General features: G+C 70.6%; 14 protein-coding genes and 2 pseudogenes. 5 read left to right on the top strand and 11 right to left on the bottom strand.

Annotation, left to right across the window (positions count from 1 at the left end):
* The first annotated feature begins 280 nt into the window (after nucleotides 1–280).
* Nucleotides 281–1,123 (top strand): LCP family protein, encoded by an 843-nt coding sequence (locus tag IQ216_RS04430; protein WP_228007136.1) that lies wholly within the window; start codon nucleotides 281–283, stop codon nucleotides 1,121–1,123.
* Between the two features lie 31 nt (nucleotides 1,124–1,154).
* Here IQ216_RS04430 and IQ216_RS04435 read toward each other — a convergent pair whose 3' ends face one another.
* Together IQ216_RS04435 and psbP are read right to left on the bottom strand one after the other, a co-directional pair.
* On the bottom strand, nucleotides 1,155–2,204 hold the full coding sequence (locus tag IQ216_RS04435; RefSeq protein WP_193814501.1) for an FAD-dependent oxidoreductase: 1,050 nt from the start codon (nucleotides 2,202–2,204) through the stop codon (nucleotides 1,155–1,157).
* A gap of 30 nt (nucleotides 2,205–2,234) precedes the next feature.
* Nucleotides 2,235–2,801 (bottom strand): photosystem II reaction center PsbP, encoded by a 567-nt coding sequence (gene psbP, locus IQ216_RS04440; protein WP_186696887.1) that lies wholly within the window; start codon nucleotides 2,799–2,801, stop codon nucleotides 2,235–2,237.
* Between the two features lie 109 nt (nucleotides 2,802–2,910).
* Between psbP and recR the strand changes: the two genes are divergently transcribed.
* Together recR and lipA are read left to right on the top strand one after the other, a co-directional pair.
* Entirely contained in the window at nucleotides 2,911–3,480 is a 570-nt protein-coding gene (gene recR / locus IQ216_RS04445) for a recombination mediator RecR (RefSeq protein ID WP_255510577.1), read from the top strand.
* A 10-nt stretch (nucleotides 3,481–3,490) separates the two neighbouring features.
* Nucleotides 3,491–4,402 carry a lipoyl synthase gene (gene lipA / locus IQ216_RS04450; RefSeq protein ID WP_193814502.1) on the top strand — a complete coding sequence of 304 codons (912 nt, stop codon included), beginning with the start codon at nucleotides 3,491–3,493 and terminating at the stop codon, nucleotides 4,400–4,402.
* 18 nt (nucleotides 4,403–4,420) lie between these two features.
* Here lipA and IQ216_RS04455 read toward each other — a convergent pair.
* From IQ216_RS04455 to gloA, 3 genes and pseudogenes are all read right to left on the bottom strand, one after another.
* Nucleotides 4,421–5,605: pseudogene (locus IQ216_RS04455) on the bottom strand (glutamate decarboxylase); the annotation flags it as partial.
* Nucleotides 5,593–6,153, bottom strand: a pseudogene (locus IQ216_RS04460) (Clp protease N-terminal domain-containing protein). The pseudogenes IQ216_RS04460 and IQ216_RS04455, both read right to left, overlap by 13 nt.
* Complete coding sequence (gene gloA / locus IQ216_RS04465; RefSeq protein ID WP_186697497.1) at nucleotides 6,143–6,544, bottom strand: lactoylglutathione lyase; 402 nt, start codon at nucleotides 6,542–6,544, stop codon at nucleotides 6,143–6,145. Before gloA ends, IQ216_RS04460 begins: the two are co-directional and overlap by 11 nt.
* Nucleotides 6,545–6,671: 127 nt before the next feature.
* Here gloA and eno point away from each other — a divergent pair, with 127 nt between their 5' ends.
* A complete protein-coding gene (gene eno, locus IQ216_RS04470; RefSeq protein WP_193814504.1) occupies nucleotides 6,672–7,964 on the top strand; it encodes a phosphopyruvate hydratase in 1,293 nt (430 codons plus the stop codon).
* 4 nt (nucleotides 7,965–7,968) lie between these two features.
* Here the strand turns inward: eno and IQ216_RS04475 are convergent, their stop codons facing one another.
* The 4 genes from IQ216_RS04475 to argJ form a co-directional block, all read right to left on the bottom strand.
* Nucleotides 7,969–9,633 (bottom strand): AarF/ABC1/UbiB kinase family protein, encoded by a 1,665-nt coding sequence (locus IQ216_RS04475; protein ID WP_186697501.1) that lies wholly within the window; start codon nucleotides 9,631–9,633, stop codon nucleotides 7,969–7,971.
* Complete coding sequence (locus IQ216_RS04480) at nucleotides 9,630–9,992, bottom strand: hypothetical protein (RefSeq protein WP_193814505.1); 363 nt, start codon at nucleotides 9,990–9,992, stop codon at nucleotides 9,630–9,632. Before IQ216_RS04480 ends, IQ216_RS04475 begins: the two co-directional genes overlap by 4 nt.
* Before the next feature lie 81 nt (nucleotides 9,993–10,073).
* Nucleotides 10,074–10,577, bottom strand: a complete 504-nt coding sequence (locus IQ216_RS04485; protein ID WP_193814506.1) for a hypothetical protein — start codon at nucleotides 10,575–10,577, stop codon at nucleotides 10,074–10,076.
* 22 nt (nucleotides 10,578–10,599) lie between these two features.
* Nucleotides 10,600–11,844, bottom strand: a complete 1,245-nt coding sequence (argJ, locus tag IQ216_RS04490) for a bifunctional glutamate N-acetyltransferase/amino-acid acetyltransferase ArgJ (protein ID WP_193814507.1) — start codon at nucleotides 11,842–11,844, stop codon at nucleotides 10,600–10,602.
* 37 nt (nucleotides 11,845–11,881) lie between these two features.
* Between argJ and coaE the strand changes: the two genes are divergently transcribed.
* On the top strand, nucleotides 11,882–13,378 hold the full coding sequence (gene coaE, locus IQ216_RS14665; protein WP_370566601.1) for a dephospho-CoA kinase: 1,497 nt from the start codon (nucleotides 11,882–11,884) through the stop codon (nucleotides 13,376–13,378).
* Nucleotides 13,379–13,492: 114 nt separating this feature from the next.
* Here coaE and gatB read toward each other — a convergent pair whose 3' ends face one another.
* Complete coding sequence (gatB, locus tag IQ216_RS04500; RefSeq protein ID WP_193814508.1) at nucleotides 13,493–15,043, bottom strand: Asp-tRNA(Asn)/Glu-tRNA(Gln) amidotransferase subunit GatB; 1,551 nt, start codon at nucleotides 15,041–15,043, stop codon at nucleotides 13,493–13,495.
* Nucleotides 15,044–15,102: 59 nt separating this feature from the next.
* On the bottom strand, nucleotides 15,103–15,983 hold an 881-nt coding region (locus tag IQ216_RS04505), incomplete at its 5' end, for a hypothetical protein (protein WP_228007135.1).

The raw sequence follows: 15,983 nt of genomic DNA on the forward strand, positions 1-15,983 counted from the left end.
GCTTCTTGGCCGTGGTCTGCTCGTAATCACCGAATCCGAGCTGCTTGCTGCCCATGAACCCAGTCCGCGCCTGCGATTACAGGGATATTTTCGCGCGGATGGCTCGGGTTTTCCAGAGCCTCCCTAGGCCGCCAGAGGGGCTGCCCGTCCAACCGGCTCAGCGGCAACCGTGCCCTACGCCGCTGTGCAATAGCGTTTCTCCATGAAGACCAGCGAGGCCCGGCGGGCCCCCCATCAGCAGCCTCGACAGCGGCGACGGCGTGGGCCGGTGCTGCTGGCCATGCTGATCGGGCTGGGGGGCGGGCTGCTGGCGTCCATGCCGCTGGCCGACTGGTTGAGCGGCACCTCGTTGCCGGAGAACCCCCGCATCACCAACCCCTTTGCCGCCTGGAGCGGCATCGGCGACCAGAACATCCTCGTGCTGGGCACCGATGCCAGCGGCGCCAACACCGATGTGATCGCCACGCTGCGCATCAATGGCGGCATCACCAGCATCACCCAGGTGCCCCGCGACACCTACATCGATCCAGAGGGCTACCGCCCCACGAAGGTCAATGCCCTCTACGCACTGGGGGGCACCGAGCTGCTGGAGAGGGAGCTCTCCTTCAAGATGGGGCGCCCGATCACCCACCACGTGGTGGTGAATCTGAACGCGATCAGCCGCATCTCCGACGCCCTCGGCGGCATCGACGTGGATGTGCCCAAGCGGATGCGCTACACAGACAGAAGCCAGGGGCTCTCGATCGATCTCCAGCCCGGACCCCAGCTGCTCAGGGGCAACGACCTGGAGGGCTTCCTGCGCTTCCGCCATGACGAGTGGGGCGACATCGGCCGCATCGAGCGGCAGCAACTCGCCCTCAAGGCCCTGTTCCGCAAGCTCACCCGGCCTGAAAACCTGGTGCGGCTGCCGATGCTGCTCGCCGCCGGTGGCAACGACGTGAAGACCAACCTGGGGCCGATGGAACTGGGGGGCCTGATCACCGCCATGGGCAGCACCGAACTCAAGACAGAGCGCCTGGGGGGACGGCCCTTCATGCTCGATGGCATCAGCTACTGGGAGGCCGACTGGCCCAGACCGGCCGGCGAAGGCGACGGCAGCTTCGACAACAACTACGTCTACTGAGGGTTGCCCCCTCTGACTGAGGCTGACTCGGTTACTGAACCGAATCGGCCGCGGCGGCAGCGATGGCCTGGGCCAAACGCAGCGCCTGCTGGGGCACCTGGCTGAAGGCCGCCGAGAAGCCGCTCAACACCCACAGCCCTGGCGCCCCGCCCACCGGGCCCACCAGCGGCGTGGCCGTAGGGGAGAAGGTCACCGGCACCTGGCGGTAGCGGGCGGGGGCCCCAGCCAGGGCAGGGCTCAGGCCGCTCAGCCCCTGGCGCAGGCGCTCCTCCATCGCCGCCGGATCCGGCTGCGGCGTATCGGGCGCCTGCGCACCCACCGCAGCTTCCGCACCCACCAGGCTGATCTGGCCGGCCAGCCAGCGATCCGCGCTCGGCACCAGGCCGGCATCCACCACCCAGGCCAGTGGCCCTGGGGCGAGGGTCTGGCGTTCCAGGGCAGGCCGCTGAAAGCGCCGCGGCACGGTCAGTTCAGCCGGCCAGCAGAGGCCCCGGGGCGGGGCTTCGGCGAGCTCCAGCACCCCCGCCCAGCTGGTCTGCAGGCCTGGTGCCAGGGCAGGCCAGAGCTGGCGGCAGCCGCCACCGGCGGCCAGCACCACCTGGGCGGCCTCCAGCCCAGGATCCGCAGCTGAGCCCCTGGCGCCACCTCCAGCAGCCGGGGCCGGCTCCAACGCCAGCCGCCAGCCGCCCGGGCCGGGCTGCAGCGGGCCCCGCACCTGAGCCGGCAGCACCCGCACCCCAGCGGCGGCCAGGGCGGCGGGCAGGGCGGCGAGGAACAGCGGCGCCTCCACCTGGGCGGCGGGCAGGGGCAGGCGATCCAGCCAGGGAACGGAAGCTGCGGGTTCGGCCGCACTGTGCAGCCGCAGCCAGCGGCAGCGCAGCCCCAGGGGGCCATGGCGGAGTTGCAGCCGCAGCCAGGGCAGGGCGGCCGGCAGGGGCATCAGGCCGTAGCTCAGCTCTGTGGCGGCGGGCTCAGTCCCCTCCACCAGCACCACCTCCAGCCCCAGCGCCGCCAGCTCCAGGGCCACCAGCCCGCCGCAGAGGCCGCCCCCCACCACCACCACAGCGGCAGCCATCGCCATGGCCCGGGCCAGCGCCCCTCCCGCTCCGGCTCAGACCAGCAGCGTGAAGGAGGTCACCACCTGGTGGAACAGCTCGTTCACCTTGTCCCAGCGCGCCTCATTGGTGCTGGCCGCGAAGGTGTACAGGCGCCCCCGGTCCACCACCACCGTGGCGAACTCGTGGCGATCGCGGTCGTCGAGGTGCACGGCGTACTCGAGGTCGTAGAAGGTGCGGCCGTCCTGCTGGCGCTCATCGGCCTGGAGCAGCTCCGCCTGGCGGCCACTGCCCTCGGTGGCGATCACGGCCCGGCGCAGCTGCTCCCCCACGGCCACCGCACTGCCCAGGCTGGTGAGGTCGCTCTCGGGGGTCACCTCGGAGATCACCAGGCTGAGGGTCTCGTCACTGTTGATCAGGTCGTGAAACACCACCTGGGGGCCACCGCTCACCTGCACCCGCACCCAGCCGGTGGGATAGAGGAAGGCAAAGCGGCCGTCTGGGTTCTGGAAGCGGTTCAGCCCCGCTGAAGCGGCACTGCAGCCCACCAGCGCCACGGCCAGCAGCAGGGCCAGAGCCCCCCGCACAAGGGGCCGAGGCAGCAGGGCGGAGGGGCTGGTCATGGCAGGGAGAGGGGGACCGGTGGCGCCATTCTGCTGCGAGCGCCGGCCCGCCTACATTCAGCCCACCTGCGGCGGTTCGCTGAGCGGCTTCACGCGCCCGTTGGCCCGGCTGATCGACCAGTTCGAGCGGCTGCCCGGCATCGGCCCCCGCACGGCCCAGCGGCTGGCCCTGCACCTGCTGCGCCAGCCGGAGGAGCAGATCCGCAGCTTCGCCGAGGCCCTGCTGGCGGCCCGCAGCCAGGTGGGCCAGTGCCAGCGGTGCTTTCACCTCTCGGCTGAGCCCCTGTGTGAGATCTGCCGCAATGAGGAGCGCCGCAATGGCCAGCTCTGCGTGGTGGCCGACTCCCGTGACCTGCTGGCCATGGAACGCACCCGGGAGTTCCGGGGCAGCTATCACGTGCTGGGCGGCCTGATCTCGCCGATGGACGGGATCGGCCCGGAGCTGCTGCAGATCGGACCGCTGGTGCAGCGGGTGGCCGATGAGGGCATCGAGGAGCTGATCCTGGCCCTCACCCCCAGCGTGGAGGGAGACACCACCAGCCTCTACCTGGCCAGACTGCTCAAACCCTTCACCACCGTGAGCCGCATCGCCTACGGCCTGCCCGTGGGCAGTGAGCTGGAGTACGCCGACGAGGTGACCCTGGCCCGGGCCTTCGAGGGGCGGCGGCGGATGGAATGAACCAGCAGCCATGAGCCAGACCTCCAGCCGTTACAGCAGCTTCGCCCCGGCCGAACGGCTGCCCGCCTGGCTGCGGCGGCCGATCGGCGAGGCCTCCGCCCTGGAAGCGGTGCAGGGGGTGGTGAAGCAGCAGCGGCTGCACACCATCTGTGAGGAGGGCCGCTGCCCCAACCGGGGCGAGTGCTATGCCGCCGGCACGGCCACCTTCCTGCTGGGCGGTCCGATCTGCACCCGCAGCTGCGCCTTCTGCCAGGTGGACAAAGGCCGGGCGCCGCTGCCCGTGGACGGTGCCGAGGCCGAGCGGGTGGCGGAGGCCGTGGCCACGCTGCAGCTGCGCTATGTGGTGCTCACTGCCGTGGCCAGGGACGATCTGGCCGACCACGGCGCCAGCCTGTTCACCGCCACCATGGCCGCGATCCGGCGCCGCAGCCCCAGCGTGGCCCTGGAGGTGCTCACTCCGGACTTCTGGGGCGGGGTGGCCGACCCCGAGGCGGCCCTGGCCGCCCAGCGCCAGCGGCTGGCCACGGTGCTGGCGGCGGCGCCGGTGTGCTTCAACCACAACCTCGAAACCGTGGAGCGGCTGCAGGGGGAGGTGCGCCGCGGCGCCACCTACCGCCGCTCCCTGGGACTGCTGGCCGCAGCCCGGGAGCTGGCCCCCGCCATCCCCACCAAGAGCGGCCTGATGCTGGGGCTGGGGGAGAGCGAGCAGGAGGTGGTGGAGACCCTGCGCGATCTGCGGGCAGTGGACTGCCAGCGCCTCACCCTGGGCCAGTACCTGCGCCCCTCCCTGGCCCACCTGCCGGTGGCGCGCTACTGGACCCCGGACGCGTTCGAGCGCCTCGGTGCCCTGGCCCGGGAGCTGGGCTTCGTCCAGGTGCGCAGCGGGCCGCTGGTGCGCAGCAGCTACCACGCCGGCGACTGATCAGCGGCCAGACACGACCTAGAGATGGTTGTAGGAGGCCGCCTCGGCAGCCGAGAGGGGCACGCTGATCGGGTGCTGCTCGAAGTGGTCGATCGCCTGGCGGATGTCCTGCAGCAGCAGATCGGCCATGTCGCGGCTGAAACCCCGCCGCACCATGATCCGCTGGAAGGCCTGGCTGGCGAGGGCGCCGGTGAAGGGGTAGGCGGGCACCTGCCAGCCCCTGCTGCGCAGGCGGTCGGCGAGGTCGTAGAGGCTGAAGCCCGGATCAGTGCCCGGCTGCAGCTGCCACACCACGGCCGGGATCCCCTTGGCGGGGTCGCCGTCGTGCAGCACCGAGAACAGCGGCAGCCTGGCCAGCTCGGCGGCGAGATAGCGGGCCACCTGGTAGGCCACGCCATGGGTGAGGCGGTAGCCCTCCCGGCCCAGGCGCACGAAGGTGTAGTACTGGGCGATCACCTGGCCGGCCGGCCGCGAGAAGTTGATCTGAAAGGTGGGCATGTCGCCCCCCAGATAGGACACGCTGAAGACCAGCTCCTGGGGCAGAYCACTGGCCTGGCGCCACAGCACCCAGCCCACCCCCAGGGGGGCCAGGCCGTACTTGTGGCCCGAGGCATTGATCGACTTCACCCGTTCGAGGCGGAAGTCCCAGGGGGGCAGATCCGGGGCGGTGAACGGGGCCAGAAAGCCGCCGCTGGCGGCGTCCACGTGGATCGGTACGTCCAGACCGGTGCGGGCCTGGAGGTCGTCGAGGGCGGCACTGATGGCCGCCACATCCTCGTAGAGGCCGTGATACGTGACGCCGAGGGTGGGCACCACCATGATCGTGTTCTCATCCACCTGGGCCAGCACATCCGCTGGTGTGATGCAGAGACGGCCCGGCGTCATGGTGATCTCGCGCAGCTCGATGTCCCAGTAACGGGCGAACTTGTGCCAGCAGATCTGCACGCTGCCGCACACCATGTTGGGCTTGTCGGCCGGCAGACCCGCCGCCTGCCGCGCCGCCCGCCAGCGCCACTTGGCCGCCATGCCGCCGAGCATGGCCGCCTCGCTGCTGCCGATGGTGGAGCAGCCGGTGGCGCCGGCAGGGGCATGCCAGAGGTCGGCCAGCAGGCTGACGCAGCGGCGTTCCAGTTCGGCGGTCTGGGGGTATTCGTCCTTGTCGATCAGGTTCTTGTCGAGGCCCAGATCCATCAGGGCGTGGACTTCGGGCTCCTCGCAGGKCNGGCRGARSGKGNGCCWGGKYCYSCKKGCNGYWGCYRKCGNAGCAGCAGCTCCTCGGTGAGGCCCTGCAGGGCCAGCAGGCTGGCGCCGATGCGGGGCTCCTCCACCAGGGCCAGCAACAGGTGAGGCAGATCGAGCAGCCGCGACCCCCAGCCGGCGCGGCGGCGGTCGGCCTCCTCAAGCAGATCCTCCAGGGCATCGCCGATGAACAGCTGATCGGACGTGCTGGTGGGTTGCTGGGCGCAGAAGGTCTCCAGCCGGTCGAGCAGCTGATCGGCATCGAGGGGCAGGCGGTCGGCCCAGGCCCCGAAGCGCCGCTCCAGCAGCAGGGCCTGCAGCAGGTGCTCCACATCGAGCACGCCGTGGCGCCAGCGGCGGGCCCCGTCCTGGCCGGCCAGCAGCAGCTCCCAGGCCTCGGCGCTGAAGCGTTCGGGCTCGCCGGTGAGGCTGGCCGGGGCTGCAGGAGCCGCAGCGGTTCTGCCCCCGGAACGCACCACGGAGGACACGTCGCGACCCAGCTCAGCCGGCATCGGATCTGGACCCCAGCTGGATCAACTCCACCTTGTAGCCATCGGGATCCTCCACAAAGGCAATCACGGTGGTGCCGTGCTTCATCGGGCCCGGCTCCCGCACCACCCGGCCTCCCTTGGCCGCGATCGCGCCGCAGGTGCCATGGATGTCGTCGACACCCAGGGCGATGTGGCCATAGCCCTCACCGAGGTCGTAGCGCTCGGTGTCCCAGTTCTGGGTGAGCTCCAGCACGGTGTGGTCGCTCTCCTCGCCATAGCCCACGAAGGCCAGGGTGAAGCGGCCGGAGGGGTAGTCCTTGCGGCGCAGCAGCGTCATCCCCAGCACTTCGGTGTAGAAGGCGAGGGACCGATCCAGGTTCCCCACCCGGAGCATGGTGTGCAGCAGACGCATCGGCTGGCCGAGGCAGAGGTCGTGGTTCCATTCTGGCCAGCAAGCCGGCCCACAGTGCCCGTTGCCACACATGGGCGGGAGGGGGTGACCCATAGGATCCTGCCCTGACAGCACCAGGCCGGCTCCAGTGATCGACTCCCTCGACCTCGTGATCGACACCGTGGTGGCCAGGGAGGTGCTCGACTCCCGCGGCACCCCCACGGTGGAGGCGGAAGTGCTGCTCGAAGGCGGCGCCAGCGGCCGGGCCATGGTGCCCAGCGGCGCCAGCACTGGCGCCCACGAGGCCCACGAGCTGCGCGATGGCGGCAGCCGCTACATGGGCAAGGGCGTGCTGCAGGCCGTGGGCAACATCGAGGAGAAGATCGCCCCGATGCTCTGCGGCCTTTCCGCCCTCGACCAGGGGGCCGTGGACGCGGCGATGATCGAGCTCGATGGCTCCGACAACAAGAGTGCCCTCGGCGCCAACGCCATCCTGGCGGTGAGCCTGGCGACCGCCCGGGCTGCGGCCAATGGGGTGGGGCTGCCGCTCTACCGCTACCTGGGCGGGCCGATGGCCAGCCTGCTGCCGGTGCCGCTGATGAACGTGATCAATGGCGGCGCCCACGCGGCCAACAGCCTCGATTTCCAGGAGTTCATGCTCGTGCCCCACGGGGCGAACAGCTTCAGTGAGGCCCTGCGGATGGGCACCGAGGTGTTCCACATGCTCAAAGGCCTGCTCAAGGACAAGGGCCTCAGCACCGCCGTGGGTGACGAGGGCGGTTTCGCGCCGGACCTGGGCAACATCGCCGCCGGCGAGCTGCTGGTGCAGGCGATCGAGCAGGCCGGCTACCGGCCGGGGGATCAGATCTCCCTGGCCCTCGATGTGGCCAGCACCGAATTCTTCAAGGACGGCCGCTACGCCTTCGACGGCGGCAGCTACACCAGCGCCGAGATGGTGGACCAGCTGGCCGAGCTGGCAGGCCGCTTCCCGATCGTGTCGATCGAGGACGGGCTGGCGGAGGACGACTGGGATGGCTGGGCCCTGCTGAGCGAGAAGCTCGGCGCCACGGTGCAACTGGTGGGAGACGACCTGTTCGTGACCAACACCCAGCGGCTGCAGCGCGGCATCGATCTGAGCCTGGCCAATTCGATCCTGATCAAGGTGAACCAGATCGGCTCCCTCACCGAAACCCTGCAGGCGATCGATCTGGCCGGCCGGGCCGGCTACACCAGCGTGATCAGCCACCGCAGCGGCGAAACCGAAGACACCACCATCGCCGACCTGGCCGTGGCCACCCGCGCCGGCCAGATCAAGACGGGCTCCCTCAGCCGCAGCGAGCGGGTGGCCAAGTACAACCAGCTGCTGCGCATCGAAGACGAACTGGGCAGCCAGGCCGTCTACGCCGGCGCCGTGGACCGGGGCCCCCGCGGCAGGGCCTGAGGTCTCAGTCTGGATCGGTGGTGCTGGTGGCGATGCCAGGCAGCTGATCCAGGCGGCCATCGCGGGACAGCCGGGCCTGGAGCTTGAGCCAGCCCAGCCCCACCGGCAGCGAGGCCACGGCGGGGATCACCACCAGGGCCGGTTGGCGGCTGGTGGCCAGCAGCGACGCCGCGACCGCCAGCCCGGCCAGCAGCATCGACTGTCCAGCGGACTGCTGGGCCAGGGCGAGGCGCCGCAGCAGCCGGTCGGTTTCGCCGGCCCGGATCTGCACTTGCAGGTCCCCCTGCTCGATGCGGGCCAGGCTGTCGTCGAGGCGGCGCGGAATGCCGAGGGCGCGGCTGCCCACCTCGGCCGCCTGACGGGAGAGTTCGCCGAGGAGGTCACCGCCGCCGTTGCCGCTGGAGGTCATCAGGGGGAGCAGGTAGGGGCGGGCAATCGCCACCAGGCTAAAGCCAGGATCGAGGCTGCGGCCCACCCCCTCGAAGGTGGAAAGAGCCCGCATCACGAAGATCAGCTCGGGCGGCACCCGAAAGGGCTGGCCATAGACGAGGTCGTAGAGGTCACCGGAGAGCTTCTGCAGCACGTTGGCCGAGAAGGGCGGCGTGAGGGCGTCGTTGAGCATCACCCGTACCAGCCGCCGCACGGGGCCGGGATCCGCCTCGGGGGCGATGACCCCGGAAGCCTGCAACTCCTTCACCAGGGTGGAGGCATCGCGGGCGGCGGCGGCGCGCACCATGCGCCCCAGGCGGGAGCGCAGCCGGCCGGAGAGCTGCCCCATCATGCCGAAGTCGTAATAGATGAGGGTGCCGTCTGGGGCGACAGCGAGGTTGCCGGGGTGGGGATCGGCGTGGAAGAAGCCGAAGCGCACCAGCTGCTGCAGATAGCTGGCCGCCCCTTTCTCAGCCACGGCGGCGGGCACGATGCCTGCGGCCAGCAGGGCGTCGCGGTCGTTGATCTTGATGCCGGGCACGTAGTCGAGGCACAGCACCCGGCGGGAGCTCAGCTCCCACACCACGGCCGGGATGCGGATGCCGGGGTCGTCCAGGAACTGCTGGCGGAACCGGGCGGCGTGCTCGGCCTCGAGGCGGAAATCCAGCTCTCGCAGCAGCACGCGGCGGCACTCCTGGGCGATGCCCACCCAGTCGCGGCCACGGCCCCAGCGGGGGTGACGCTGCACCACGGCGGCCAGCTGCTGCAGCACCTCCAGGTCCAGCCGGAACAGCCGCTCCAGCCCAGGGCGCTGCACCTTGAGCACCACCTGGCGTCCACTGCGCAGGCTGGCGCGATGCACCTGGGCGAGGCTGGCCGAACCGAGCGGCAGCTCCTCGAGGTCGATGATCTCGGCGCAGCGCTCGCCCAGCTCCTCTTCCAGCAGGGCCTGCACCACGGCAAAGGGGAAGGCGGGCACCTGGTCCTGCAGGGAGGCCAGCTCCTCCACCAGTTCAGGGGGCAGCACGTCCGGCCGGGCCGAGAGCAGCTGGCCGAGTTTGATGAAGGCCGAGCCGAGGGCCAGGAACTCGCGGGTCAGCCAGCGGGCCCGTCGCCTGGCGCGGCGGCTGCGCCGTTCAGGGGTGGGGCCGCCCGGGTAGGTCCAGCGCTTGCCGTCCCACCAGAGTCCGGCGCTGAGGCGCAGGGCCAGCCACCAGATGCGCAGGGGGCGCTGGATCACGGGCGCCGATCCAGACGCTGACCCAGCCCTGCCACCTGGGCCCGCAGGGCATCGATCTGCTCCTGGACGGACAGCCCAGGAGTGGCTGCGGCGCGGCGTGGGAAGCCATCGCCAGGGCGGCCTGGATCTGGATCAACGGCTGTGGAGGCAGAGCCAGACGCACCGCCCTGGCCATCGCGCTCCAGGCGGCCGGCCTCCAGCTCCACCTCCTCCCAGAAGAGCTGCAGCTCCTGGCGCACTTTCTCAGGGGCGTCCTGCACCACCAGGGCCAGGTTGGCAGCGGCATCCACCAGGCTGCTGCCGAGGCGGGCGCCCAGTCGGGCCACAGCGGCCTGCATCAGGATCTGGGGGGCCGTCATGGGGCCTGAGCTGCTGCTGGAACTGTGCCAGATGGGCGCCCCCACTGCGCGGCCAGCTGCAGGGTTCAACGGGAGAGTGCCTCAGGGGCTGGGCTCCGGCAGGGCCGGAGCTAGGGGTGCGGAGGAGTCGGGCTCGGCAGCGGCATCCGCGCCTGGGTCGGCAACAGGGTTGAGGGGGGGGATCTCAGGGAGAGACTGGAGAGCCCGCTCCTGCTCAGCCCGCCGCTCATCCCGCTGGCGTTCGGCAGCCTGCTGCCTCTCGGCGGCCTGCCGGCGCTCGGCGTCCAGGCGTTCCTGCTGGCGCTGCTTGGCCTGGCGCTCCAGCTCCAGCAACTCCAGGTCGCCGCGGATCTCCTCCTGGCCAGTGCCGAAGCGCAGGCGCAGGCTCTCGAGGCTGGTGCCGGGAAACTCCCGCACGTCAAAGCCCTGCTGCAGTTGCACGAGCCCCGGCAGCTGCAGCACCAGCAGCCGTTGGGTGATGCCGTAGCCCAGCCCGAAGCAGAAACCGGCCAGCAGTGGACCCCGCCAGCGGTGGCGGGGTCGGGCGCGCCTGGCAGGGACATCAGTTGGACTCGACTGGGCCATGGGGAGAGGCTACGTGCCGCGCTCAGGTGGTGTAATCAGCGTTGATGCGCACGTACTGATCCGAGAGGTCGCAGCCCCAGGCCCTGCCGCTGCCGGGGCCCTGCCCCAGCCGCAGGCGAATCAGCACCGTGTCACCGCCAGGCCCGCTGCCGCCCAGGTAAGTGCTGGCGGCGCGATCGCGCAAGTAGGCGGAGGCGGCCGACCGATCGAAGCGCAGGGGCTGGCCGGCGGCCATCAGCTGGTGCTCCCCCAGCCACAGGGCCACCGCCTCGGGATCGAAGACCACCCCGGCGCGGCCGGCGGCAGCCACGATCCGGCCCCAGTTGGGATCGCGGCCATGCACGGCGCACTTCACCAGCGAGGAGCCGCAGACGGTGCGGGCCACGGTGATGGCGCCGGCCTCGTCGGCGGCCCCCTCCACCTGCACCTCGATCAGGCAGGTGGCCCCCTCGCCATCGCGGGCGATCGCCCTGGCCAGGTGTTGCGACGCCGCCGTGAGGCCGGCCTCCAGCGCCTCAAGGTGCTCGGGGCTCAGGGGCTCGCCGGCTGCAAAGGCCAGGACCGTGTCGTTGGTGCTGGTGTCGCCGTCCACCGTGATCGCATTGAAGGAGCGATCCACCGCGCGCCGCACCATCGCCTGCCACTGAGGCGCCGGCACGCCGGCATCACAGCTGAGGTAGCCCAGCATCGTGGCCATGGCGGGGTGGATCATGCCCGAGCCCTTGGCCATGCCGCCGATCCGCACCCGGCGGCCGCCTAGGTCGGCCTCCAGGGCGATCTGCTTGGCGGTCAGGTCGGTGGTGAGGATGGCGGTGGCCGCGGCCTCGCCGCCCTCGGGGCTGAGGGCCGCCGCCAGGGGATCGAGGCCCGCCAGCAGGATGTCCATCGGGATCGGCACGCCGATCACGCCGGTGGAGCAGATCAGCACCTGCTCGGCCGCCAGTCCCAGCCGGTCGGCCAGGGCCGCGGTGGCGCGCTGGCTGTCGATCAAGCCGCGATCGCCGGTGCAGGCATTGGCCTGGCCGGCGTTGGTGAGCACCGCCCGGGCCCGGCCGCCGCTGGCCGCCAGCCGCTCGGCGCAGAGGTCCACGCAGGCCGCCCGCACCAGCGAGGTGGTGAAGCTGCCGGCACACACGGCCCCCTGCGGGGCCAGCAGCAGGGAGAGGTCGGGATTGCCCGACGGCTTGAGGCCGGCGGTGATGGCGGCGGCCAGGAAGCCAACGGGGGCGGTGACGCCGCCGGGGATCGGGTGCCAGGTGGGGGTCACGGCGCCAGGATGAATCGCCCCATCCTGCCGAGCCGCCGTGGCGGAGCTGAACGCCAACACCAGCCCCTCGCCCGGCGAGGCGGAGGCCGTGTGTCGCCAGCTGGCCGGTGAGCTCTTCCCCTGGGACATCACCCGTGCCCTGGAGCTGGCCCTGCTCAAGACCTTCTGCGTGCCCTCGATTTCAGCCCTGCTGGCCCGCACGGGCGAACTGACCCATCGGCCCCGCAAGCGCTACGACGACACGGGGCTGATGGTGGCGGAGCTGCTTCGGTGGGGGCCCCGCAGCGCCGAAGGCCAGGCCGTGATCGAGCGGATGAACCGGATTCACGGCGCCTACGCGATCAGCAATGACGACTTCCTCTATGTGCTCTCCACCTTCGTGGCCGAGCCGATCCGCTGGCTGGCCCGCTATGGCTGGAGGCCCCTGAGTATTTATGAACAGACCTGCCTGTTTCTGTTCTGGCGGCAGGTGGGCAAGGCCATGGGCTTCCAGGCCCTGCCCGCCAGCCTGGAGGCCCTGCTCGCCCTGAACCGGGAGGTGGAGGCCCGGGCCTTCCGCCCGGCCGCCAGCAATGGGCGGGTGGCCGACGCCACCCTGGCGATGCTGCTGGCCGACTGGCCTGCACCGCTGCGACCGGCCCTGCGCCGGGTGCTGCTGGCGCTGGTGAGCCAGGAGGTGTGCGGCAGCCTGGGCTGGAGCAGCAGCCCAGGCTGGCTGCAGCGGCTGGCTCTGGCGGGTCTGAGCCTGCGCAGCCGCCTGGCCCGCCACGGGCCCCGGCGCCCTGGTGCCACGCGCTTTTATTCCCAGCGCCCCACGGCCAGCTATGGCGAGCACTTCAGGCTCGAGCAGCTCGGCCCGCCGGCCATGCTCCCCGGGCTGAACCGTCGCCGCTGGAGCGGCCGCCAACGGCGCATCGGTCTGACGGGTGGCATCGCCAGCGGCAAGAGCACCGCCGGGCGCTGGCTGGAGCAGCAGGCGGGCCTGCCGGTGCTCGACGCTGACCTCTACGCCCGTGCAGCCCTGGCATCAGGCTCTCCCGGCGAGGCGGCGGTGCTGAAACGCTATGGGCTGGAGGTGCAGGAGGCCACGGCCGGCAGGGAAACCCCCCAGCTCGACCGCGCCGCCCTGGGGCGCATCGTGTTCCGTGACCCGGTGGAGCGGGCCTGGCTGGAGCAGTTGGTGCATCCGCTGGTGCGCGAGCGGTTCGAGGCGGAACTGGCCCGGCTGGCGGAGGCCCCGGTGGTGGTGCTGATGATCCCCCTGCTGTTCGAAGCCGGTCTGGAGGTGCTCTGTAGTGAAGTGTGGCTGGTGGACTGCGACGCGGACCAACAGCTGAGCAGGCTGATGAATAGAAACGGGCTCAGCGAAGCCGAGGCCCGCGCCCGCATCGATGCGCAGTGGCCCCTGGAGCGCAAGCGAACGCTGACGGATGTGGTGCTCGCTAACCGGGGCGAGGTGAGCGCCCTGGAGACTGCCTTGGCGGATGCATTGGAAACTGGTTCTGTCAGAGCCCAGCCCGGTTCGCCCGCCTAGCGACAGCTGACACATCCCTGGAGCTGCCGACGCATCCGCAGAACCGCTTCAAGACCCGGGGGCAGCTCGGACAGCCTGCCCGGTGGGGCTGGACGCTTGGCCTCGGCGACAGGCTCAGCCCTTCAGCTTCTCCGCCAGGATCCGGTTGGCGAGCTTGGGGTCGACCTTGCCGCCGGTCTTCTTCATCAGCTGGCCCACGAAGAAACCCTGCAGCTTGGTCTTGCCGCCCCGGAAGGCCTCCACTTCGCCAGGGTGGGTCGCCAGCAGCTCCTCCACGATGGCGCTGATCGCCGTGGGATCGGAGATCATGCCGAGACCGCGTTCGGCCACGATCGCCTTCACGGAGCCACCCTGCTCCAGCAGCTCGGGCAGGAGGTCTTTGGCGATCTTGCCGCTGATCATGCCGTTCTCGATCAGCTGCACCATCTCGGCCAGCTGATCGGGGCGCAGCGGCAGCTCCCCATAGGCCAGGCGGTTGGCGTTCACGTGGGCGGCGATGTCGCCGGTGATCCAGTTGGCGGTGACCTTCGGATCGGCGCCGGCCGCCACCACCGCTTCGAAGTAAGCGGCCATGGGGCGCTCATCGGTGAGCACCCGGGCGTCGTACTGGGAGAGGCTCAGGCTGTCGGCGTAGCGGTGCCGCTTGGCCGCCGGCAGTTCGGGCAGTTCGCCGCGCCAGCCCTCCCGCTGCTCAGTGCTCACCTCGATCGGGCCGAGATCGGGGTCGGGGAAATAGCGGTAGTCGCTGCTGCCCTCCTTGGAGCGCATGCTCTTGGTGAGCTGCTTGCTCTCATCCCAGAGGCGGGTTTCCTGCAGCACCGGCTCGCCGCTTTCGTAGGCCTTGATCTGGCGCTGGATCTCGAAATCGATCGCCTTCTGGATCGCCGAGAAGGAGTTCATGTTCTTGATCTCCACCTTCGTACCGAAGGGGGCCTCGGGTCCACGGCGCACCGAGATGTTTACATCGCAGCGCAGCGATCCCTCCTGCATGTTGCCGTCGCTCACGCCCAGATAGCGCATGATACGGCGGATCTCCGAGGCATATTCCGCCGCCTCACGACCGGTGCGCAGATCGGGCTTGCTGACGATCTCGGCCAGGGCCACCCCGGCGCGGTTGTAGTCCACCAGGGAATGGGTGGAGCCGGCCAGGCGGTCGCTGCCGGCGTGCACGAGTTTGCCGGCGTCCTCCTCCATGTGCAGCCTCTCAATGCCGATCCGCTTGAGGTAGGTGTCTTTCCCCTTCTCGGCCACCTCCACTTCGATCCAGCCGTCTTCGGCAATGGGCTCATCGAACTGGGAGATCTGATAGTTCTTGGGCAGGTCGGGATAGAAATACTGTTTGCGGTCGAACTTGCTGTGCTCGGCCACCTGCAGGTTGAGCGCTAGGGCGGCCTTCACCGCATACTCGAGCACCTTCTGGTTGAGCACCGGCAGGGTGCCCGGCAGACCGCACACCACCGGGTCGATGTGGGTGTTGGGCTCATCGCCGTAGGTGGTGGAGGCGCCGGTGAAGATCTTGCTGTCGGTGCCCAGCTGCACGTGGGTCTCCAGGCCGATCACCGCCTCCCAGGCCGCGGCTCCAGGTTCAGCGGCAGCCGCATGGCGGTCCTGGGATGGAGCCGGAGATGTGGCCGGGGGGGCTGCTGTCGGGGCGGTGCGTGCCATCGCGTTGTTCCAGCGCCAGTGCGTGGACCGATCTTATGGAACCCCCCGCAGAAGCTGGCTCAGCGGCTGTTGGGGTAGGCCTCCTGCAGGTCGGCACCATTCCTCCTGCTGCCGCCGGGCCGGGGACCCTCACCGCCCTGGCTGCCCCCATCCCGGAAGCCGAAGCCAAACCCAAAGGAGAAGGGCAGCCGCCCGCCGCCTGCCCTGGGCTTGGGGCGGGGCAGGCGCACGCCGGGAACGTTGGCGTTGAGGTAGTCCTCCAGAGCACCCTGGGCGGGCAGCCGTGGTTCGAAACCCCGGAACAGGGGGCCCTCCAGGATGGCCTGGTAGTCCTGAGAGGTGAGGGGGATCACGGTGGTGAGATCCAGGGCCTGCAGCAGGCGCAGCCGCTGGCCGCTCTCCAGCAGCACCGGGGGCTGGTCGGTGGGTTCGCCGTTGCGCAGCCGCACGAGTTCCAGGCGACCCTGCAGGGAGGTGACCGCCGTGTCACCGTTCTCGAAGGCCTCCAGGATGTAGTTGGTGCCCCGCACGCTCACCCGCATCGAGCGGGTGCAGCCGTTCTGGCGCCCCGACACCAGCAGCTGACCCTGATCCAGCAGCAGACAGCCGCTGCCGAGCTTGAGACGCGACTGGCGGTTGACGCGGGCGCCCGCGCCCGTGTGGAACCGCAGCTGGGCCCGGGTGTTTCGGGTGCTGATGGTCTCGGGCTCATGGGCCACATCCTTGACCCGGGCGGGGCGCCGTTCGATGAACAGTTCGGGCCGGTCGAGGATCTGCAGCACGGTGGCCTGCACCGCGCCACCGCTGCCGCCCTGGGCCAGGGTGGTGAGCGGCATCGCCCTGGCAGGCCCCAGCGCCAGTGGCAGCACCAGGATCAGGGCGCGGGTTCGTCGGTTGAGCACGATCGCCACCCTGCAGGCCCGGCCACCCCACTCTGCGG

The organism is Cyanobium sp. LEGE 06143, from assembly GCF_015207535.1.
In the GTDB taxonomy this organism is placed as follows: Bacteria; Cyanobacteriota; Cyanobacteriia; order PCC-6307; family Cyanobiaceae; genus NIES-981.

Bases quoted from the DNA above. Each gene is read 5' to 3' on its own strand.
- IQ216_RS04485 (WP_193814506.1), bottom strand. From the start codon at position 10,577: ATGGCCCAGTCGAGTCCAACTGATGTCCCTGCCAGGCGCGCCCGACCC.
- psbP (WP_186696887.1), bottom strand. From the start codon at position 2,801: ATGACCAGCCCCTCCGCCCTGCTGCCTCGGCCCCTTGTGCGGGGGGCT.
- IQ216_RS04480 (WP_193814505.1), bottom strand. From the start codon at position 9,992: ATGACGGCCCCCCAGATCCTGATGCAGGCCGCTGTGGCCCGACTGGGC.
- IQ216_RS04435 (WP_193814501.1), bottom strand. From the start codon at position 2,204: ATGGCGATGGCTGCCGCTGTGGTGGTGGTGGGGGGCGGCCTCTGCGGC.
- gatB (WP_193814508.1), bottom strand. From the start codon at position 15,043: ATGGCACGCACCGCCCCGACAGCAGCCCCCCCGGCCACATCTCCGGCT.
- IQ216_RS04430 (WP_228007136.1), top strand. From the start codon at position 281: ATGCTGATCGGGCTGGGGGGCGGGCTGCTGGCGTCCATGCCGCTGGCC.
- lipA (WP_193814502.1), top strand. From the start codon at position 3,491: ATGAGCCAGACCTCCAGCCGTTACAGCAGCTTCGCCCCGGCCGAACGG.
- gloA (WP_186697497.1), bottom strand. From the start codon at position 6,544: ATGCGTCTGCTGCACACCATGCTCCGGGTGGGGAACCTGGATCGGTCC.